Below are 21,648 nucleotides of genomic sequence, written 5' to 3' on the forward strand. Positions count from 1 at the left end.
TATATAGAACGGTTTGGAGCAAATACACTTTTTATAATATTTAATTATAGGTGGGTTTTATTGTGGTGACAAGAAATTATCTTGACATCTATTTTTACACATTATATAATCAACAGTGTTGTCTCGAGGTGATTAAACGAATGAAATGGTCAATTCATCAATTATCTAAATACCGCCAAAACGGGATGCCAATCGATGCCTATGTCCAGCTGGACGAGGTGATGGAGCGAAACCAGGATATTCGAGCAATTTCGCCCGTTCATGTAAAAGGGCTATGTACTTTCGGTGCATCGCAAATGACATGTCAGCTAACTGTGGAAGCGACGTTAACATTACCATGTGCACGCACATGGGAAGATGTTGAGTTTCCTATCGAAGTTGAGACAGTTGAGGTTTTCAGCTGGATTGACGAGGAAAAACGAGGGGAAGATGACGGAGATATTCACTATATTATTGGTGAAGTAATCGACATGAAGCCGGTTATTGAGGAGTTAGTGCTTCTTGAAGTACCTTTGCAAGTGTTTAAGGAAAATTCCGAAGGGCAAGTGCATGGTGGGAAAAATTGGTCTTACGCGACGGATGAAGACGTTGAACTACACAAAAAAGCTGACGAACAAAAAGTGGATCCAAGACTTGCTAATTTAGCTAAGTATTTTGATCAAACAGACGAATAGACGATCTGTAAGGAGGTGCCATCAATGGCTGTACCATTTAGAAGAACTTCTAAAACTGCAAAAAGAAAGCGTCGTACGCATTTCAAATTATCTGTACCTGGTATGGTAGCTTGCCCAAACTGTGGTGAAGCTAAATTATCACACCGTGTTTGCAAAGCTTGCGGACAATACAAAGGTAAAGAAGTAGTAAGCAAATAATACAGTGTTTGCTCACTTAAAAGGCTAGTAGAGAGACCATGGCTCTTTACTAGCCTTTTTGTTGGCTTAAAGAGACGGAATTTTCCGGCAATAACGAAAAGATATATAGTACTATAATAATTGTATGATACAATTTATCCATCAGGACAAAGGGGGAAATAGTATGGCTTACATAATTGATAACAAAGAAGGTATTATGACGTTTACGATTAATCGAGAAGAAAAACGGAATGCGGTAAATGATGAGGTTATGGATGGGCTACAAGAAGTCATTACATATATTCGAAATCATGAGGATGTTCGTTTTTTAGTCGTTACGGGAGTAGGGGATAAATCATTTTGCTCGGGCGGCGACTTATCTGAATTCCATGCGCTCGAAACGGAGGATGAAGCGTTTGGGATGTTAGGTAAGATGGGCGAAATATTATACGATCTTGCAACGTTACCTGTGCCAACAATTGCGTTAATTAACGGAACAGCGGTTGGTGGAGGTTGTGAAATTGCAACAGCTTGCGATTTTCGTCTAGTGGCAAGTCATGCGAAGTGCGGTTTTATACAGGGGACATTAGCAATTACGAGCGGCTGGGGAGGCGGTACATACTTATTCGAACGAGGATTACGCCATGATCGTGCGATGAAGATGCTAGTCGATGCGAAGCCATATTCAGCAGAATTGCTATATGAGATTGGTTGGGCAATGCGCGTTTTTGAAGGTTCAAAAGAAGCGGCATTGAATAATTTTATCGAACATATGCGTAAAATTCATCCTTCTGTTCATAAAGCTTATAAAGAAATTGAGCTTCGTAAGTGGCGTGAGCGTAATATGTATGAACGTGTTATGGAGGAAGTTCGTACATGTGCTAAATTGTGGGAAAGTGAAGCTCACCACGAGGCAGTTGCTAATTTCCTAACAAAGAAAAACAATAAATAATGTATAACGGCAGTGATTATAACAAAACTTAATCACTGTCTTTTTTAATTCGATGATTCTATTTTGCTCGTTCACGCATATAGTAGTAAAAAATGCGAGGGTGATAGATTATGGAATTGAAAAAAAGAAAAGATCAATGGACAAAGGAAGACGATGAAAGATTAGCAGAAATTGTGTTGCATAATGTGCAAAATGGCAAAACACAGCTAGAAGCTTTTGAATTGGCTGCTGCTGAACTAGGTCGTACAAAACAAGCTTGTGGTTTCCGTTGGAATAAAACATTACGCAGTCAATATAGTCAGTCACTACTAGCTGTCCGAAATCAGCCACAACAATCGATGCGGAGTCATTTGAAACTGGCATTAACAAGTTTTGATGAATTAACAGAAGCCTATCAAAGTCTCGAAGTAAGGCACCGTGAATTACAAAATGAACATGATAAACTAGTGAAATGGTTGCAGCAAGGGTATTCTTTAATGAAAGATTAAATAAGGAAGCTGCCAAAAGTTAAAAGTGCTGTAGAGTAAGGTACTTAGAAAAAATGTAAACTTGAATGAAAACATAATGCTGCGCTGAGTGTTTTAAAAAATATTCATCCCTCATTAACGATCCGTAAAATTCCAATAGGTGAAGGCTGATAATTAGTGAGAAAAAACTACTGATTAAAGTTTCACTTTTTATATTATCGTAAACACTTAGTCAATCCTGTATAATAAAAGAACCTGCATAGGAGGTGCCTTAGAGATCATTCTAAGGCACCTCCTTCTGTAGAAAGGGACGAAAAGGATCATTTAACTTCTTTCAGTGGGTGTCTTTTGTGCTGAAAGCAAACGACAGGTACGGGTGTCACAACATCCGCTGAAATAGAGGAACTCAGTCTAAGAACGCCACGTCCTGTGGCAATTTATCTGTGAGAAAGCAAAGCGTCGGCAACAAATGTTTTCTGTGCGAAAGCGAAGCGGCAGCAACAATTATATCGAGGTAAAATTGATTGATGGTCGGTAGCGGCTAAAATGTAATGGCAGTAGAGCTGTTTAGGAGGGCGTTCTCTTATGTTAGATCGTCCGTTGTAAATGTGGGAGGTGTAATGAGTTGTGGATGTAGCGGTTATTGGTGCAGGTGCTGTAGGTCTGTTAACGGCAAGCTTTTTAGCTGAGTCTGGTATGTCTGTAACGTTGGTTTCAAGAAGGAGTGAACAGATAGATGAACTTAATGCGAAGTATTTAACACGAGTGAATGTTGATGGAACGAAAACTGCACAAAAAGTAGCTTCAACTACGAACTTAATGGAGTTATCACAGCAAGATTTAATTGTAATTGCTGTTAAGTATGGTCAATTACAAGAGCTTTACGGACAATTATCTGCGTTGCCGAGTACAGTTTCGTTGTTGTTTATGCAAAATGGTTTAGCACATTTTGATGAAGCTCTTCGTTTGCCACAAAAAAATATTGCCTTTTGCTCTGTGTCATTTGGTGCTCAAATGATAGATCGGGTAACCGTGCAACATAGGGGCGTGGGTGTTTGTAAAATTGCGATAGAGCGAGGAAACGGTGATACGTTTAACGATTTGTTGCAATTAAAAAATTCCTTGTATTCGTTTGAGTTGGTTGCTAATGCTGAACAAATGTTATTTGAGAAAGCGGTATTTAACTGCTTGATTAACCCATTAACGGCTATATTGCAAGTGAGGAATGGAGAGTTAATAACGAATAAGCAAGCATTTTTATTGATGCAAACTATCTATCGAGAATTAACGGATGCTTTTGAAGACATAGAACAAGCTATACCTTTTTTCAAAGTGATAGAGTTATGTGAAATAACAGCAAGCAATACATCATCTATGCTAGCGGATCGGATACATGGGAAAAAAAGTGAAATTGACACGATTGTAGGAGTAATTTTAGAAAAAGCTCTAGCGAAAGGTCATAATTTGCCTACTTTACGCACTTTATACTACCAAGTACTTGCGATAGAGGAGAGCGGTGAAAGACGTTGAAAGATTTTTTACATATAGTTATAAGTATCATTATTTTTTGTCCAATCCTTCTTTTTGTGATTGTCTATTTAATTAGTCGAAAGGTTAAAATTCGAGGCACTCATGCTTTTGGAGTAGCATCGGACGTGACAACAGTGTGTTTGTTTTTTTCAGTACCACTAGTAATTAGTGTGCTGTGGAATATCGATGTTAGTGCGCTATTAGTAACGTTTGCGATAATGATGGCGATGATTTTTACATATATTGATTGGCGGACGAAAAAGGAAATTGAAGTGAAATTGCTCCTTAGGAAAATTTGGCGCTTTCAATTTTTAGTGTTAAGTACGGCATATATTGTTATTTGTATAGTAGGTGTTATTCGATCTGTTATTGAATATTTACAGGCTGTCTAAGCATTTTCTTTTCATGTTGATGCCATAAGCGTTAAAATAATAGCATTAAAGATTGTTTTATATTAATAACTCTATATTGCAAATAAATTAAATAAAATTCCAATGTACGACAACGTTTGAGTAGCTAACAAAAATCGTATACCGTTTTTTGAATATTTGTTGGAGTTTGTCGATTTGATAAACGTTCAAATTGCTTAGTAGTATTAAAAGGAATTTATTTTATTTCAAGTTTGCTTATGAAGAGTAAGAAGATGATTTAGTGAGTAGAGGAGTTTGTGTTAAATGAAACTGGAGTCAATCCAAGTACCCATAAAAAATCGTTTGCTAGCAGATTATTGGTCGTCGAATACTGCTATCCATGAGTTTTTTGAATACGCATATAACGATAAATCTTTTGAAAAACGAGCGCAATATTTAGATCAGCATGCATATGATCAAAAAGAATTAACAGCCATCATACGTCAATTTATGGAGCCGCTCGGATTATCGAAGAAAGCGAATGAACATTTGCAGCAACTAGAGCAAGGGGCTGTTGCAGTTGTCGGTGGGCAACAAGCGGGTATATTAACAGGCCCTCTTTACTCAGTGCATAAGGCGATTTCGGTCATTGCATTAGCGAAAGAGCAAAGTGTAAAACTTCAGCGACCGGTTGTTCCTGTTTTTTGGATAGCTGGTGAAGATCATGATTTAGAGGAAATTAACCACACGTATACTGTATGTGGTGAAGATATTAAAAAACGTGTTTACGGTGAACGTTCAAGACGTAAAACGATGGCTTCTGAAACAAGTATAAACAAAGAATCAATGACACAATTAATAAATACGATTGCGAAGGATATGGGCGAAACAGCATTCACTGAAATGCTTGTGAAACAATTAGTGAATACTCTTAATGAGTGTGAAACATTTACGGAATTCTTTGCGCAACTTATGAACCAATTGTTTAAAGATGAAGGTTTATTGATGATTGATGCAGCAGACTTTAAGTTCCGCCAATATGAGCGTGATAATTTTACCCGTATCATTCATAAAAATGAAGAAATTGCTAGAGTGGTGACAGAAAAAGAAGCGGAGCTTGAACGTGCAGGCTATGGCAATCCTATTTTGGCATCAAACGAGGCGGCCAATTTATTTTATGTAGAAGATGGGGAGCGTCATCTTTTAGAAAGAAAAAATCAGCAATTTGTAAATCTAGCTGCAAATATCAAGCTATCGCGTGAAGAAGTTTTAGAAATTGCAGAAAAACATCCTGAGCAGTTAAGTAATAACGTTGTGACGCGTCCGCTAATGCAGGAAATGACATTGCCTGTGCTTGCGTTTGTTGGTGGACCAGGGGAGCTTGCGTACTGGGCGACATTGAAAGATGCGTTTGCGGTATTAGGTTTACAAATGCCGATTTTTGCTCCGCGTCTTCATATCACGATTGTCACACGTCATGTAGAACAACTTTTACGTGAATATCGTTTAAATGTTGCCGATGTTTTGGGTGGAAAAGCGGTACAGCTTAAAGAACAGTTTATTGCTGAAGTACAGGATGCTGAAGCGAAGCATCAAATTCAGGCGATGCAACAAGATCTTTTAGAAAAGTATGAGGCCCTTCAACTTTATTTAGAAGAGCAACAACTCTTACTAGATAAAATTCTTGTGAAAAATAAAGAGAATCATCTAAAGCAATTTGAGTATTTACAGCAAAAGGTTGAACAAACTGTCCTTAACAAGCATGAAACGACAATTCGAAAATTTATGACGCTACAAAATGAGTTGTATCCGAATGAAGGATTCCAGGAAAGAACTTATAACCCTTATCAATATTTTAATGAGTTTGGGCCTATGCTAATTACTGAAATGCTGAAACAAAATTATAGCATTGGCAATCACCACTATTTAATTTATTTATAATCCTAATATTTGTAACTTTATACCCAATTAACAATTTAATACAATATTAATTTAATGAACAATGACGACATAAATAGTAAATGGAGAGCTATCCTACTAAGGGTAGCTCTTTTTTTGTGTCATTTATCATGGGTTCGATATGTTGTTAAAGGTCTATTCACATATTAAGTATAAAAATGTCAAGTTTTTTTTAAAAAAAGTGGTGGAAAGTGGGGGGATGTGGTACATTATTTAATAAAGTGGGGTGAATAGCATGTTCATGGGAGAATATCAACACTCTGTTGATGCGAAAGGACGATTAATCGTGCCCGCAAAATTTCGTGACGCCTTAGGTGAAACATTTGTTGTAACGCGCGGACTTGATAATTGTTTATTTGGCTATCCTATGAATGAATGGCGAAAACTCGAAGAAAAATTAAAGGACTTACCGATGACTAAAAAGGATACACGTGCTTTTGCAAGGTTTTTCTTTTCAGGAGCAACGGAAGTAGAAATAGACAAGCAGGGGCGCATAAATATTCCTTCAACTCTTATGCAGCATGCACATCTTGTGAAAGAATGTATCGTGTTAGGAGTTTCGAATCGAATTGAAATATGGGCGAAAGATGCTTGGGAAGCTTACTTCAGTGAGTCGGAACAATCCTTTAATGAAATTGCAGAAAATATGATTGGCTTTGATTTTTAAAATTTATTTAGTTAAGGCCCGAAGGGAGCGAGTGGTATGTTCGATCATACAACCGTGTTATTAAAAGAAACTGTTGATGGGTTGAACATCGATCCTGATGGTGTATATGTGGACTGTACGTTAGGTGGAGCAGGACACAGTGAATATTTAGTACAACAATTATCTGAAAAAGGGCGTTTAATATGCTTCGATCAAGATATGACAGCTATTAACAATGCAAAAATTCGATTGGCGCCATATATTGAGCGTGTGACATTTGTTCATTCGAATTTCCGCTATTTAAAAGAAGAGCTATTAGCGCTTGGTATTGAACAAGTTGATGGTGTTTTATATGATTTAGGCGTATCTTCACCTCAGCTAGATACACCAGAACGTGGCTTTAGTTATCACCATGATGCACCTCTAGATATGCGCATGGATCAAACAGCAACACTTACAGCATTTCATGTTGTGAATGAATGGGCATATGAAGATTTAGTACGTATATTTTTCCGTTATGGGGAAGAAAAATTTTCCAAGCAAGTTGCTCGTAAAATTGAAGAAGCACGTAAGGTGGCACCGATTGAAACAACCGGCCAACTTGTAGAACTTATTAAAGAGGGTATTCCAGCAGCGGCTCGCCGTAAAGGTGGACATCCAGCGAAGCGCATATTCCAAGCAATACGAATTGCTGTTAACGATGAGCTAGGCGCGGCAGAGGATTCGTTAGTCGATGCGATTGATATGATAAACGTAGGTGGACGCATTAGTGTCATTACGTTCCATTCATTGGAGGACCGCCTATGCAAGACTATTTTTAAGGAAGCGTCATCATTACCGGAATTACCACCGAATTTGCCAGTGATTCCAGATGACATGAAGCCAACTTTAAAGCTTATCACGAGAAAGCCGACTCTTCCTTCTGATGAAGAATTGGCAGTAAACAATCGTGCTCGTTCAGCAAAGCTTAGAGTGGTTGAGAAAATTAACGACAAAGGGCGTGAGTAAATGGCAGCAGTTCGTGTAAGGCAGCACCAGCAACAACAAGTGCAACAACCGTTAACACCTCCTAGTCCACAACCCACTATTATCCGTCGTAAAAAAACGAACCAGAAGTTTGAAAAAACAATGCTAATTGTTTTAGTTAGCATTGTTGCTGTATTATCGGTACTAGTTTTGAACAAGCAAGCAGCAATTCAAACGACTAGCATGGACATTCAAAAAATCGAAACTGAAGCAGAAGAGATTGCTAAAAAGAATGTTGACTTGACAGTTCGTGTGAGTGAACTTTCTACATACGATAACATATGGAAAAAAGCTAAAGAACTCGGTTTAACTCAAAATGAGAAAAATGTAAAGGTAGTGCCGGGAGAATGAAAAAAAAGAGATTTCGATTCCAATGGGGAGCCTTTCTATTATTAATTTTTTATGGAGGGCTCTTTTTTCTATTGTTCTCAAGAATGTTTATGTTACAGGTGACAGGTGAAGTGGAAGGACAAGAGCTTGCGGCAAGAGCAGCTGCTAAATATAGCAAAGAAAGTGCAATATCAGCAAGCCGTGGGAAGATTTACGATACAAATGGACAAGTTATCGCGGAAGATACACTTAGTTATCGACTAATCGCCGTCGTCAATGAACAAGCAACGACGGATGAAAAAAAACCTCGACATGTAGTAGATGCTGAAAAAACTGCAAAAATATTAAAAGAATATATTCCTATGGACGAAGAAAAAATCTATAAACAGCTTACTAGGGTAAATAATAAGGGCAAAAAGCCTTATCAAGTTGAATTTGGAAGTGCAGGCCGTGGGATAAGTCATGATACTATGAGTAAAATCAAAGCGGAGAAATTACCAGGGATTGTATTTATCAACGATTTAAAACGTTATTATCCAAATGGTATCTTTGCCTCGCACTTAATTGGTTTTGCACTAAAAGAGGACAATAAGGATGGTACGTTCACGACAAAAGGAAAAATGGGTCTTGAGCTTACTTATAACAAAGAACTAACCGGAAAAGACGGTAAGGTTGAATATGAGACAGATGCATTCCATTATTTATTGCCGAGTAGTGAAAAAATGGTGACGCCTGCGAAAAATGGTGATGACATTTATTTAACACTAGATAAAACAATTCAAAGCTTTTTAGAGGAAGCGATGACAGCGGTTGAAAAGGAATATAACCCTGAATCAATGACAGCTATTGTGGCAAATCCGAAAACTGGTAAAATCCTAGGGATGTCACAACGACCTACGTTTAATCCTGATACACGGGAAGGTAAAAATATGAAATGGCTAAATGAGGCTATTGAAGAGACTATTGAACCAGGGTCAACGATGAAAACGTTCACGCTCGCCTCGGCTATTGATACAGATGCGTGGTATCCAAATGAAAGTTATATGTCAGGAACATACTGGGTTTTTGGCGAGCCTATTAGAGACCATAATGGTGGGAGAGGTTGGGGACCAATTACTTATTTAGACGGTTTCCAACGTTCATCCAATACTGGGATGGCTCACCTTTTAAAGAAAATTGGTAACGATGTATTTTTTGATTATTTAGATCGATTTGGATTTGGTAAGAAAACAGGCATTGATTTACCAAATGAAGCGTCAGGTACACTTTTATCGAAATATCCAGTAGAACGAGTGACAACAACGTTCGGTCAAGGTTCTACGGTAACACCGATTCAGTTAATTCAAGCAATGACAGCGATTGCGAATGGTGGAAAGATGATGCAACCTTACGTTATTGATCGAATTGTCGATTCCTCAACAGGGAAGGTTATCCAAAATCATGAGCCCGTTGTAAAGGGACAACCAGTTTCAGCCGACACAGCGAAGCAAGTTAAAGAAATCCTAGCATCTACGTTAACAGCTAAGAATGGTACAGCGAAGGATTTTATCCTTGATGAATATGAAGTTGCAGGGAAAACAGGTACTGCTCAAATCCCACTAGGAAATGGTAACTATTCATGGGGAGCAAATGAATTTTTATATTCTTTCTTAGGGATGGCTCCTGCAGATGACCCTCAGCTCGTTATGTATGTCTCTGTAAAAAGACCAAAGCTTAAGGGTGAGCTTGGTTCTGTACCAGTTTCAAAAGTATTTAACCCAGTTATGTTAAATAGCTTAAAGTATTTAAATGTTAATCCAGAAGATGTAAAGCATGTTGACGATACAAAAATACAAGATTACACAGGTCAAAGTGCTGAGGCTGTACAAGTAGAGCTTGCGAACGATGGTCTAAAGCCTGTTATTGTTGGTAGTGGCGGTAAAATTATTGACCAATATCCAAAAGGTCCTCAAAAACTTGTAAAAGGTAATTTTGTATTTTTAAAGACTAAGGGTAATATAACGCTACCAGATTTCACTAGTTGGTCGTTACGTAATGTACTTGCTTTTAAGACGATGACAAATTTAGAAATTAAAGTTGTCGGAGAGGGCTTTGTAGCTAGTCAGAGCGTCTCGGCAGGAACGGTAATTTCAGATAGTTCACCGATTGTTGTGAAGCTGAAAACGCCAGCTGAAAGCTTTAAGCAAGATGTAGAGACCCCACCCGAGGGTGAAACAACTGAATAAACCCTGAATAGAAGCCCGCTTTATTTCATACGTTGTAAAAAACAAGGTGTGATGTCGAATGAAGTGGATTTCTATCCATTCCAAAAAGCGATTGCGTATATTATACGTATTGTTTATGTTTGTAGCTGTTGCGGTTGTTATTAGGCTTGTCTTCTTACAAGTATTAGATCAAAAAGATCTGACAAAGAAAGCCGAAGAGAATTGGGACCGAGAAATTCCTTTTGCCAATGAGCGAGGGCATATTACTGACCGTAAGGGGAAAAATATTGTCACAAATAAGCTTGCGCCAACTTTGTATTTCATGCCTTCGCAAAGTAAGGATATTGAAGGAGCAGCAGCGAAAATTGCACAAGTTTTGGGAGTAGATGAACAAAAGCTGTTGGTAAAAATGAAGAAAAAAGCATACTTAGTAAAGCTGGCACCTGAAGGGAAAAACATTTCGTATGAAAAAGCAGTGGAGTTACAAGGTATGCAGATTGAGGGATTATATAGCGGTGTCGATTATTCAAGGGATTATCCATACGGTACCCTACTATCTCGCTTTTTAGGCTTCACAGGTTATGATGCTCAAGGTTTAGCAGGAATTGAATATGAATACGATAAGTTGTTAAAGGCTAATTCTTCTGCAATACGGATCTTTACAGATGCCAAAGGGAATAATTTACCGAACGTAAAGAGCGCCTGGAAGGCTGGTGAAGATGGCGCAACGATCGAGCTAACGGTAGACGTAGATGTACAACAGGTCGTCGAGCGTGAATTGTCACAGGCAATGGAGCGTTATGACGCTGACCAAGCAATGGCGATTGCTATGAATCCAAACACTGGCGAGATTTTAGCGTTATCCTCATATCCAACCTTCGATCCGGCAGCATATCAAACGGTAGAGCCTGCTATTTACAATCGGAATTTACCAGTTTGGATGACATATGAGCCTGGGTCAACGTTTAAAATTATAACGCTCAGTGCTGCTTTAGAAGAAAATGTAGTAGATTTAGAGAAGGATACATTTTATGATCCAGGCTATTCAATGGTTGTAGGAGCAAGATTGCGCTGTTGGAAGCGTGAAGGTCATGGCTCTGAAACCTTCCTTGAAGTTGTAGAAAATTCTTGTAACCCAGGCTTTATTGAATTAGGTCAACGAATAGGCAATGAAAAACTACTACAATATGTTAAAGATTTTGGTTTTGGCAAAAAAACAGGTTCTAACATCGCTGGCGAAGCTTCAGGGATTTTATTTTCCAAAGATTCTTTTGGACCTGTTGAGCAGGCCACAACTTCATTTGGCCAAGGTGTTGCCGTAACACCAATTCAGCAAGTGCAAGCAGTAGCCGCAGCAGTAAATGGGGGCAAGCTATATACGCCATATGTTGTGAAGAAAATTATTAATCCTAATACTGGAGAAGTTATAGAAGAGACTAAACCGGAAGTTAAAAAACAGGTTATTCGTGAGGAGACGTCTGCAAAGGTACGAGGTGCATTAGAATCTGTTGTAGCAAAAGGCTCAGGACGTCAAGCTTACCGAGATGGATTACGGATTGGTGGCAAAACAGGTACAGCACAAAAGGTGGAAAATGGGCGCTATAAAGACGGTGAATATATCGTATCGTTTATTGGCTTCGCACCTGCGGATAATCCGCAAATTGTCGTTTATGTAGCAGTAGATAACCCGAAAAAGGGAACACAGTTTGGCGGTGTGATCGCAGCTCCAATCGTTGGACAGATTATTGAAGACGTTGCACCTTTTGTTGGCATTGAAAAATCGAAGGAACAGCTTGAAAAGGATTATCGTTGGGGTGACCCAATCACTGTGAAGGTACCAAGTTTTATTGGTCAAACGAAGGATGATATTGCCAAGCAACAATATCCATTCCGTATTGAATGGCATGGAGAAGGTACTAAAATTGGCAATCAACTGCCTGAAGTGGATAGTGTTATTAAACAAGATGGCACCATTCACCTTTATTTAGAGAACTAATATAACTTTACCTTTAAAAAATGGGAAAGAACCACTATTATAATGAAGGGTAGTAATAAATACATGAAAGTATGTGCTTTTTTCTTCAAGAAGAAAGTGAAACAAGATTTAAAGGAGATTTTTCAATGAAACTCGCAACAACACTTACCATTTTAGCTCTTGCTTTTATAGTAACAGTTATCCTGGCACCAATTAGTATTCCACTTCTTCGCCGATTAAAGTTCGGTCAAAGTATTCGTGAAGAGGGACCACAATCCCATATGAAAAAAGCTGGTACACCAACAATGGGCGGTATTATTTTCTTACTGGCCATTATCCTCACTGCTGTTGGTGTAGGTAGCTTTTTAGATTTATTTACAACATATACTGTCGTACTGTTATTAGTATTAGTAGGATTTGGGTTAATCGGCTTATTAGATGATAGCTTAAAGGTTGTATTTAAACGTAATTTAGGACTAACATCAATTCAAAAGCTTATCGGTCAAATTGTTATTGCGGTCCTGGCTTATTTCTTACTAGGATCGTTTGATACAACACTTGCTATACCATTTACAGATTGGACGATCGATCTTGGTAATTTCTATGTAGCCTTTTTAATTTTCTGGTTAGTAGGCTTCTCAAATGCTGTGAATTTAACAGATGGATTAGATGGGCTTGTGGCAGGTACTGCATCTATTGCCTTTGCAGCATTTGGTGTTATTGCTCTATTCCAAAAACAAGCTGATATCGCCTTATTTGCATTTGCGGTGACAGGTGCATTATTAGGATTTTTACTTTTCAATGCGAATCCTGCAAAAGTATTTATGGGAGATACGGGTTCGTTAGCATTAGGTGGAGCTTTAGCCATGGTCTCTGTATTAGTAAAAGCAGAACTTTTACTGTTGTTAATTGGATTGGTGTTTGTTATTGAAACATTATCCGTTATTTTACAGGTAGGTAGCTTCAAACTTCGTAAAAAACGTATTTTTAAAATGAGTCCTATTCATCATCATTTTGAATTATCAGGTTGGTCAGAATGGAAGGTAGTACTTGTCTTTTGGTCAACTGCTTTAGCAGTAGCATTGATTGCAGTTTTATTGACTGCAGTTTCATTGGAGGCATTCTTATGAGAAACTTTACAGATTTACAACATAAAAAAGTCCTTGTTTTAGGTCTAGCTAAAAGTGGTGTGGCTGCAGCTGAGATTTTACATGAGCTTGGCGCCTTTGTGACGGTCAATGATTCTAAACCATTTGATGAAAGCCCAGATGCGCAAGGTCTATTGCAAAAGGGAATTACGGTTATTTGTGGCCGTCACCCAGAGGATTTACTCGATGAAGGCTTTGAATTAGTAGTGAAAAATCCAGGGATTCCTTATAGTAACAAAATAGTAGCAGATGCAATAAACCGTGGAATCCCCGTATGGACAGAAATTGAGCTTGCCTATTTAATTAGTGAAGCCCCGTTTATCGGTATTACAGGGTCAAATGGTAAAACAACAACGACAACAGTAATTTTCGACATGCTGAATAACGGTGGTTTACAACCGTTAATTGCAGGGAATATAGGGACAGTCGCCTGTGGTGTTGCAAGAGAAGCACAAAAGGATAATGTAATCGTTACAGAGTTATCGTCTTTCCAATTAATGGGAATAAAAACTTTTAAGCCAAAAATTTCCATATTAACAAATCTTTATGATGCTCATCTTGATTATCATGGGACGTTTGACAACTATGCAGAGGCAAAGTTTGGTGTTACACGTAATCAAGATGAAAGCGATTATTTTATCTATAATGCTGATCAGCCGATCGTTGTAGGCTATGCTACACAATCAAAAGCTAAAAAGGTACCATTTAGTTCTAAGGGACGTACGGATGAAGGAATTAGTGCGGATGATACAACAATTTACTGGCAAGGTGAGCCTTATCTAGATCGAGCAAATATCGCTTTGCCTGGTAAGCATAACTTAGAAAATATATTAGCGGCTGTCGCAGCTTGTATTTTAGTCGGCTGTGACAAAGCTAAAATGGAAGAAGTTTTAGCGAAGTTTGGGGGAGTTCGTCACCGTACTCAGTTCGTGCGTGAATGGAACGGCCGCAAAATTTACAATGACTCAAAAGCTACAAACTGCTTAGCAACAAAAAGTGCTTTAGATGCATTCCAAGCACCTGTTATTTTACTGGCAGGTGGCTTAGATCGAGGACATTCGTTTGAAGAATTACGTCCATGTATGAGCCATGTAAAGGGTGTTGTTGCCTTTGGAGAAACAGGACTACGCTTTGTAGAATTTGCAAAATCATGTGGTGTACAACAAACTGTCATTGCCCAGAATGTTGAGGATGCAGTACATTACGCAGCGCCAATGTCAGCGGAAGGCGATGTTATGCTATTATCTCCAGCATGTGCAAGTTGGGATCAATATGACAGCTTTGAAATACGAGGCGATGTTTTTATTGATGCTGTAATGAAGCTGTAATGAGCCTGTAACTATTTTAGAATATACTTGACTTGGAAGGATGGCAATACTGAGAGGGAAAGAAAGCTATTTATTGCTCGTCACAACATTGATGCTTTCTATAATCGGCATTATTTTCGTCTATTCTGCAGGTACCTATTGGAGTGCCGTTCATTATAGTGGAAAAATGCCGTTTTATATGAAGCAAAGTCTATACTTTGCGGTAGCTATTGTAGTGTTTTTAATCACTTTTCGATTAAATATTTTGAAAGAGCAGTCCTTTTGGAAAATGGCCTATATATTTTCGTTAATTTTACTAGTCCTTGTACTTATACCAGGAATTGGACTAGTTCGAAATGGTTCTCAAAGCTGGATTGGCATAGGTCCTTTAACAATTCAGCCAGCAGAGCTAACGAAAATTACAGTCATTGTATATATGAGCCATATTTTAGCACAGCATAAAACAGGTAAGTCGATTGTTAATTGGCGGCATGGATTGATTTTATTATTGCCTGTAATACTTATTATGCTTCAGCCTGATTTTGGTTCAGTTTTTATTCTCGTTGTGTCTGTGTTTTTATTGCTTTTTGTGGCAGGGTATCCTTTAAAGCTTTATGCCATGTTTTTGATAGCTGGAATTGCTGGGTTAGTAGGCTTGATTGTTACAGCGCCATACCGACTTAAGAGGATTGAGGCGTTTATCGATCCGTGGGTCGATCCTTTAGGTAGTGGGTTTCAAGCTGTACAATCATTAATGGCTATAGGCCCTGCTGGAATTTTCGGGCATGGTTTTGGACAAAGTAGGCAAAAGTTTTTATATTTACCTGAACCACAAAATGACTTTATTTACGCAATAATTCTTGAAGAGGTTGGATTGCTTGGTGGACTTAGTATTTTAGCACTTTTCGTACTGGTGATTTATGCAGGCTATAAATTTGCAGTGCGAGCTAAAACAAGAACATCATATTACGCAATCATCGGACTTGTAACAATGCTTGCCGTACAAGCATTTTTAAACATAGCAGTAGTGATTGGCTTAGTTCCTGTAACAGGTGTTACATTGCCTTTTATCAGCTATGGGGGAACATCTTTAGTAACAATGTGGCTAATAATAGGTATTATTTATCAATTAGCGAAATAAATATAAAGGAGGAGTACTTTTTTGGAGAAAGTAATTGACATAGAAGATCGCATACCTACGCTAAAAAAGCGACGAAAAAAGCGTACAAATCGGAAATTTATAGTGCTAATATTACTTTTCTTTATTGTGTTAGCAGTACTCCTTTATTTTCAATCTCCTTACAGTAAAATCAACAAAATAACAGTCAACGGTGCTCGATTAGTAGAAGAACAATATTATATGAAGACAAGTACTCTTACAACTGGGAAGTCGATGTGGGGATTTAAAGTAGAAGACGTAGAGAAAATATTACTAAAGGATAAATGGGTGAAAGAAGCACATGTTAAACGTAATTGGCTTCGGGGTGTGACAATAGATATTAAAGAATGGAAAAAGGTTGCTTACTTAGCTGGTGACGGTACTTATTATCCATTGCTTGAAAATGGCAAGCGCTTTGAACAAGTTGGGGATGATATCCCGATTGATGCACCTGTATTTATCGGCATAACTGGCGAAAAGACAATTAAGAAACTTGTCAAGCAATTAGCACAATTAAACCCAGAAGTATTAGCATTAATTTCTCAAGTCAATACAAATAGTAATGAAACAAATCCTAATGCAATCAAGCTCTATATGAACGATGGCTATGAAGTTCGTGCCGTTATTCAAACTTTAGCAGAAAAACTAAATCATTACCCTTCACTTGTGGCACAAATTCCAAATTTGGAGAAGGGGGTTATCGATTTAGAGGTCGGCTCGTATTATCGTCCTTTCAATACTGAGTACAACCAAGCAAATATTGATTTAGATCAAGATGCGGCCAACCAGGAAGTGAAAAAAGATGAACAACAAGAAAAAGAATAGCAAAGAAAATTTCTTTTCAAGAAAACAATTTCAGTTGCTTATTGTTTGTGTGACTATGGGGTTTATCATTGGCTATTCCTACAACCAGGCAAAAGAAAATCGAGATGCAGGTTCGACTAATAAGGAGCTTTTCGAGCAAGAGGAATCTTATCGTGAGGAGTTAATTGCACAACAAGAGCGAAATAAAGAATTATCAGAAGAGGCGAATGCTTTGCAAGAAAAAATTCGCAAGTATGAAAAATCGTTTGTCGCTAGCAAAAAGGATTATACAAAGCTTGTTGAAGAAGCAGAGGATTTACGCTTGTTGTTAGGTGATTTAAATTCAGAAGGAAAAGGGATACGTATTACCCTTCAAGATGGTGATTACAATCCAAAATCCGCTAATCCTAATGATTATATCGTGCATGAAAGTCATATTTTTAAATTGCTCAATGAACTTAAAATTTCTGGTGCGCAAGCAATTGCTATTAATGGTCAACGTGTTTTAGCGAATTCTTATATACGCTGTAATGGACCAGTCATCACTATTGATGGCAAACAACATCCAGCTCCATTCGTCGTCGAAGCTGTAGGAGATTCAGCAACATTAATAGCTGCCTTAAACTTAACTGGTGGCGTTGTGGATCAATTATTAAATGACAATATTGTTGTATCATTAGAAGAAGATCAAAAGCTTGCAATGCCAAAAGCAAAAGTAGAAAGTTAAACGATTTCAAGTCAATATTTACAGATTAAATTTGGTTATAGCCTCTAGGTAGCTTATAGATATGCAAAGTTTAAGATCTAAGGCGTAAATCTGTGAGGGGTTACGATACGTCTAGGAGGGGCTATTTTGAAAAAAAATATGTTTACCCGAATAACGATCGTGCTATTTATTATCGGTTTGATGATAGCGGTACAATACAATACCATAAAGCAACCAGCTGAGCGAGATACACGAGATATTTGGGCCATAAGAGAGGAATTAGCAGAAGAGAAGCAAAGGCATTCCGCATTATTAGCAGAAATTCGCTCACTTAATGAAGTAGTGGGTCGCTATGAGCAATCTGAGAAAGCAAATTTACAGTCAGCATTAAATGAAACGCTGAATCGTTTAAAACTACAGGCAGGGCTAACTGAAGTCACAAGTCCAGGAGTTATACTTCGAGTTGAACCAGCACCCGAATTAGTTGAAATGGGGTATGAAATCAAAGAAATTACACCTGATTTACTAACCCAATTACTAAATGCTCTGTTTAAAAACAATGCAGCAAGTGTCGCGATAGATGGAAATCGCGTTGTTCAGACGACAGCCATTCGAGACATAAATGGAAAGACTACAGTGAACAGTGTACCACTGTCCTCACCACCCTTTGAAATTTATGTTGGGACAAGCTCTTTTAAAGAAGCTCAAAAAATGTACAACTCGTTACAAGCTTCTACATTTATCGATTCCTTTTATTTGGATAACTTTAATTTATTAATAGAGGAACCATCTGAGCATTTAACAATCCCAGCATTTGATCAGCCATTGACAAATGATTATTTAACAGAGGTGGAAAAAGGAGAATAATATATGTGGCTACCATTTTTAGGTTTGATATTTGGACTTGCCCTTGGCTTGTTAACAAATATACAAATACCCTCTATATATGAAAATTATCTGTCAATAGCTGTTTTAGCAGCTTTAGATACATTATTTGGCGGTATTCGTGCTCAATTACAGCAAGTATATGACGATAAAGTATTTGTATCAGGATTCTTTTTTAATATAGCTTTAGCAGCAGGATTAGCCTTTTTAGGTGTGTATTTAGGGATAGATTTGTATTTAGCTGCTATTTTCGCTTTCGGAGTACGTTTGTTCCAAAATATAGCAATAATTAGGCGTATTCTACTAACTCGCTTAGATGAGAAACGTCATAAAAAGAACAAAAATTCCATAGAATGAGAGAAAAATTGAGCAAAATGCTCGATTTGCTTAGACATTATGCTGAATTTACAATAGAATGAGAATAAGAGCATTTTTTCAAGGAGGTGCAGCTAATTGAATCAGCAAGATTTATATATTTCTCTTGATATAGGATCCTCCTCTATCAAGGTATTGATAGGTGAAATGAGCGACGGCCAATTACATGTAATTGGAGTCGGAAATGTAAAATCGAATGGAGTTCGAAAAGGTGCAATTGTTGATATTGATGCAACAGTTCAATCGATTCGAAAAGCAATAGATCAAGCTGAACGAATGACAGGGTATCAAATTAATGAAGTCGTTTTAGGTGTTCCTGCTAACCAGACGATGTTACAACTAGTTAAAGGTGTTGTCGCTGTAAATAGTGAAAATAGAGAAATTACAGATGATGATTTAGATAGAGTGGTAGAATCTGCACAAGTCATGTCAATACCTCCTGAACGTGAATTAGTAAATATTATTCCAAGACAATTTATTGTGGATAATTTAGATGAAATAAAAGATCCGCGAGGTATGATTGGTATTCGTTTAGAAATGGATGCCACAATGATCACAACTTCCAAAACACTTTTACACAATGTTTTACGTTGTGTAGAACGTGCAGGTCTAAGTATTCGAGAAATCTATTTACAACCACTAGCAGCAGGTTACTTTGCATTAACAGAGGATGAAAAAAACCAAGGTACCGCTTTCATTGATTTAGGAGGCGGTTCAACGACTATCACAGTATTCGACGAAGGACTGTTAACTCATACGGGTGTCATTCCAGTTGGTGGCGATCATATTACGAAAGATATTTCAATCGTCTTAAAAACACCAACAGAACAGGCAGAACAAATTAAACATCAATTTGGACATGCCTTTTATGATGACGCATCAGATGATGAACTCTTCGAAGTACCAGTTGTAGGGACAGATTCAACAGATCAGTACAGTCAGCGCTTTATATCAGAAATAATTGGCGCTCGTTTGGAAGAATTATTTGAGTTAGTCATCGACGAGTTAGCCCGTCTAGGTGTTAGAGATTTACCAGGCGGTGTTGTTTTGACAGGAGGCGTTGCAAAGCTTGAGGGAATTGCTCAACTAGCACGCCAGATACTGCAAACACGTGTTAGAATATATACACCTGATTATATTGGCGTTAGAGAGCCTTCATTTACGACGGCAGTTGGACTTATTCGTTACGCCTATTTAGAAGATGATTTTTATGGAAAAAGTACAAATACGCAGCCTCTTGAATATGCAGTTGTAGGATCCCCTGCAGCCACACCAAAGAAGCAAGAATATGCTGCACCTTCAGAATCAAAAGGAAGCGTAATCGGAAGAGCAAAAAAATTATTTGATAAATTTTTTGATTAACTTCTTTCAGCAAATGTCCTTTGTACCGAAAGCGTAGCGACAGGTACAGAAGTCTCCACCTCTATAGGTGGTGAGATGAATTCGGATTTAAGCTACTTTTCAGCAGATGTCCAAACACCTGCCGAAAGAAGTTAATGCCTCCGGCGGATGTCACGGAATCGGAAAGGAGTTCTAAGAGGATGTTAGCCTAAAATCATCGCATCCATGCGATAACGGCTAACTGACCTGCGTCGTGCAGGCCTAAGAACAAAGCCGATTCCGGACGCAATTATACCGAGGCATAATTGATCTTGAATGCGTAATGAATGATACAGAGTCGAGTTACCGTGGGAGGAAAAAGAAATGTTAGAATTTGATACAAGTGTTGATCAACTTGCAGTAATAAAAGTCATTGGTGTTGGTGGCGGCGGTAACAACGCTGTCAATCGAATGATAGAACATGGTGTACAAGGTGTTGACTTTATCGCAGTAAACACAGATGCACAAGCGCTAAATTTATCGAAAGCAGAAATAAAGCTACAGATTGGAACAAAACTTACACGTGGATTAGGTGCAGGTGCAAATCCTGAAGTAGGGAAAAAAGCTGCTGAAGAGAGCCGTGAACAATTAGAAGAGGTTCTACGTGGTGCAGATATGGTATTCGTTACAGCTGGAATGGGCGGGGGAACTGGTACTGGTGCCGCGCCAGTAATCGCTCAAATTGCTCGCGATTTAGGAGCTCTTACAGTCGGTGTTGTAACGCGTCCATTTACGTTTGAAGGTCGCAAACGACAAACACAAGCTATCGGCGGTATTGGTGGCATGAAGGAGTCTGTTGATACTTTAATCGTTATTCCGAACGACAAGCTGTTACAAATTGTTGATAAATCTACGCCAATGCTAGAGGCATTCCGTGAAGCAGATAATGTTTTACGACAAGGTGTACAAGGTATTTCGGATTTAATTGCAACGCCAGGTCTTATTAACTTAGACTTTGCAGACGTAAAAACAATTATGTCTAACAAAGGTTCAGCGTTAATGGGTATTGGTATTGCTACAGGTGAAAACCGTGCTGCAGAAGCAGCTAAGAAAGCTATTTCAAGTCCTTTACTTGAATCATCAATTGATGGCGCAAAAGGTGTCCTCATGAATATTACTGGTGGCTCAAATCTAAGCCTATTTGAAGTACAAGAGGCTGCAGATATTGTAGCATCAGCATCAGACGAAGAAGTAAATATGATTTTCGGTTCTGTTATTAACGAAAATCTAAAGGATGAAATTATTGTTACAGTAATTGCGACTGGTTTCTCAGAGGAAGCTTTACAGCAACAGCGTAATACTACACGACCGACGTTAAATACAAATAGACAAGCTGCACAACAACAGCAAGCTCCGATTCGTGAGCAACGTCAAGATGTGCATGTACAGCAAGAACAACCACGCCAAAATCAACAAAATTATGTACAGGATGACATGCTTGAGGTACCAGCATTTTTACGTAACCGTAAAAATCGCGGATAAATCAGCATTCAAACTTTAAAAAGCTCGTATTTTACATTATGTGAAATACGAGCTTTTTTGTGTTGTTGAAAAACTATTGTTATGAATGTTGTTGCTGCTGTCACTACGCTTT

At 38.2% G+C, this 21,648-nt stretch carries 21 protein-coding genes; all 21 read left to right on the top strand.

Features of this window, described 5'->3' with window-relative positions:
• The first annotated feature begins 140 nt into the window (after positions 1–140).
• The 21 genes from ACIPKN_RS05325 (at position 141) to ftsZ (ending at position 21,536) form a co-directional block, all read left to right on the top strand.
• Positions 141–674 carry a YceD family protein gene (locus ACIPKN_RS05325; RefSeq protein ID WP_400934154.1) on the top strand — a complete coding sequence of 178 codons (534 nt, stop codon included), beginning with the start codon at positions 141–143 and terminating at the stop codon, positions 672–674.
• A 24-nt stretch (positions 675–698) separates the two neighbouring features.
• On the top strand, positions 699–872 hold the full coding sequence (rpmF, locus tag ACIPKN_RS05330; protein ID WP_010858320.1) for a 50S ribosomal protein L32: 174 nt from the start codon (positions 699–701) through the stop codon (positions 870–872).
• 163 nt (positions 873–1,035) lie between these two features.
• Positions 1,036–1,803 carry an enoyl-CoA hydratase/isomerase family protein gene (locus ACIPKN_RS05335; protein ID WP_400934156.1) on the top strand — a complete coding sequence of 256 codons (768 nt, stop codon included), beginning with the start codon at positions 1,036–1,038 and terminating at the stop codon, positions 1,801–1,803.
• A gap of 110 nt (positions 1,804–1,913) precedes the next feature.
• Entirely contained in the window at positions 1,914–2,291 is a 378-nt protein-coding gene (locus tag ACIPKN_RS05340; protein ID WP_132357574.1) for a transcriptional regulator, read from the top strand.
• A gap of 606 nt (positions 2,292–2,897) precedes the next feature.
• The gene (locus tag ACIPKN_RS05345; RefSeq protein ID WP_400934158.1) at positions 2,898–3,800 is read left to right on the top strand and encodes a ketopantoate reductase family protein; all 903 of its coding nucleotides are present in this window, start codon (positions 2,898–2,900) and stop codon (positions 3,798–3,800) included.
• Positions 3,797–4,192, top strand: coding sequence for a DUF3397 domain-containing protein (locus ACIPKN_RS05350; protein ID WP_400934159.1), 396 nt, complete (start codon positions 3,797–3,799; stop codon positions 4,190–4,192). The genes ACIPKN_RS05345 and ACIPKN_RS05350 overlap by 4 nt, the downstream gene beginning before the upstream one ends.
• A 282-nt stretch (positions 4,193–4,474) precedes the next feature.
• Positions 4,475–6,091, top strand: coding sequence for a bacillithiol biosynthesis cysteine-adding enzyme BshC (gene bshC / locus ACIPKN_RS05355; protein ID WP_400934160.1), 1,617 nt, complete (start codon positions 4,475–4,477; stop codon positions 6,089–6,091).
• Positions 6,092–6,344: 253 nt separating this feature from the next.
• Positions 6,345–6,776, top strand: coding sequence for a division/cell wall cluster transcriptional repressor MraZ (gene mraZ, locus ACIPKN_RS05360; RefSeq protein WP_142507556.1), 432 nt, complete (start codon positions 6,345–6,347; stop codon positions 6,774–6,776).
• A gap of 36 nt (positions 6,777–6,812) precedes the next feature.
• Positions 6,813–7,763 carry a 16S rRNA (cytosine(1402)-N(4))-methyltransferase RsmH gene (rsmH, locus tag ACIPKN_RS05365; RefSeq protein ID WP_132357563.1) on the top strand — a complete coding sequence of 317 codons (951 nt, stop codon included), beginning with the start codon at positions 6,813–6,815 and terminating at the stop codon, positions 7,761–7,763.
• The gene (gene ftsL2, locus ACIPKN_RS05370; protein WP_400934163.1) at positions 7,764–8,132 is read left to right on the top strand and encodes a cell division protein FtsL; all 369 of its coding nucleotides are present in this window, start codon (positions 7,764–7,766) and stop codon (positions 8,130–8,132) included.
• A complete protein-coding gene (locus tag ACIPKN_RS05375; protein ID WP_400934165.1) occupies positions 8,129–10,336 on the top strand; it encodes a penicillin-binding protein in 2,208 nt (735 codons plus the stop codon). The genes ftsL2 and ACIPKN_RS05375 overlap by 4 nt, the downstream gene beginning before the upstream one ends.
• A 58-nt stretch (positions 10,337–10,394) precedes the next feature.
• Positions 10,395–12,311, top strand: coding sequence for a stage V sporulation protein D (locus ACIPKN_RS05380; protein ID WP_400934167.1), 1,917 nt, complete (start codon positions 10,395–10,397; stop codon positions 12,309–12,311).
• A gap of 125 nt (positions 12,312–12,436) precedes the next feature.
• Positions 12,437–13,420 (top strand): phospho-N-acetylmuramoyl-pentapeptide-transferase, encoded by a 984-nt coding sequence (mraY, locus tag ACIPKN_RS05385; protein WP_400934169.1) that lies wholly within the window; start codon positions 12,437–12,439, stop codon positions 13,418–13,420.
• Complete coding sequence (gene murD / locus ACIPKN_RS05390) at positions 13,417–14,766, top strand: UDP-N-acetylmuramoyl-L-alanine--D-glutamate ligase (RefSeq protein WP_400934171.1); 1,350 nt, start codon at positions 13,417–13,419, stop codon at positions 14,764–14,766. The genes mraY and murD overlap by 4 nt, the downstream gene beginning before the upstream one ends.
• Before the next feature lie 40 nt (positions 14,767–14,806).
• Positions 14,807–15,886, top strand: coding sequence for a putative lipid II flippase FtsW (gene ftsW, locus ACIPKN_RS05395; protein WP_400934173.1), 1,080 nt, complete (start codon positions 14,807–14,809; stop codon positions 15,884–15,886).
• A gap of 21 nt (positions 15,887–15,907) precedes the next feature.
• Positions 15,908–16,729 carry a cell division protein FtsQ/DivIB gene (locus ACIPKN_RS05400; RefSeq protein WP_142507549.1) on the top strand — a complete coding sequence of 274 codons (822 nt, stop codon included), beginning with the start codon at positions 15,908–15,910 and terminating at the stop codon, positions 16,727–16,729.
• Positions 16,707–17,435, top strand: coding sequence for a DUF881 domain-containing protein (locus ACIPKN_RS05405; RefSeq protein ID WP_400934175.1), 729 nt, complete (start codon positions 16,707–16,709; stop codon positions 17,433–17,435). Before ACIPKN_RS05400 ends, ACIPKN_RS05405 begins: the two co-directional genes overlap by 23 nt.
• 126 nt (positions 17,436–17,561) lie before the next feature.
• A complete protein-coding gene (locus ACIPKN_RS05410) occupies positions 17,562–18,281 on the top strand; it encodes a DUF881 domain-containing protein (RefSeq protein ID WP_142507547.1) in 720 nt (239 codons plus the stop codon).
• A 3-nt stretch (positions 18,282–18,284) separates the two neighbouring features.
• Positions 18,285–18,656 (top strand): small basic family protein, encoded by a 372-nt coding sequence (locus ACIPKN_RS05415; RefSeq protein ID WP_132357543.1) that lies wholly within the window; start codon positions 18,285–18,287, stop codon positions 18,654–18,656.
• Between the two features lie 96 nt (positions 18,657–18,752).
• The gene (ftsA, locus tag ACIPKN_RS05420; protein WP_142507546.1) at positions 18,753–20,036 is read left to right on the top strand and encodes a cell division protein FtsA; all 1,284 of its coding nucleotides are present in this window, start codon (positions 18,753–18,755) and stop codon (positions 20,034–20,036) included.
• A 342-nt stretch (positions 20,037–20,378) separates the two neighbouring features.
• The gene (gene ftsZ / locus ACIPKN_RS05425) at positions 20,379–21,536 is read left to right on the top strand and encodes a cell division protein FtsZ (protein ID WP_100544024.1); all 1,158 of its coding nucleotides are present in this window, start codon (positions 20,379–20,381) and stop codon (positions 21,534–21,536) included.
• The last annotated feature ends 112 nt before the right edge of the window (positions 21,537–21,648 follow it).

Origin of the sequence: Lysinibacillus sp. NPDC086135 (genome assembly GCF_044746345.1) — a bacterium.
Classification (GTDB): domain Bacteria; phylum Bacillota; class Bacilli; order Bacillales_A; family Planococcaceae; genus Lysinibacillus.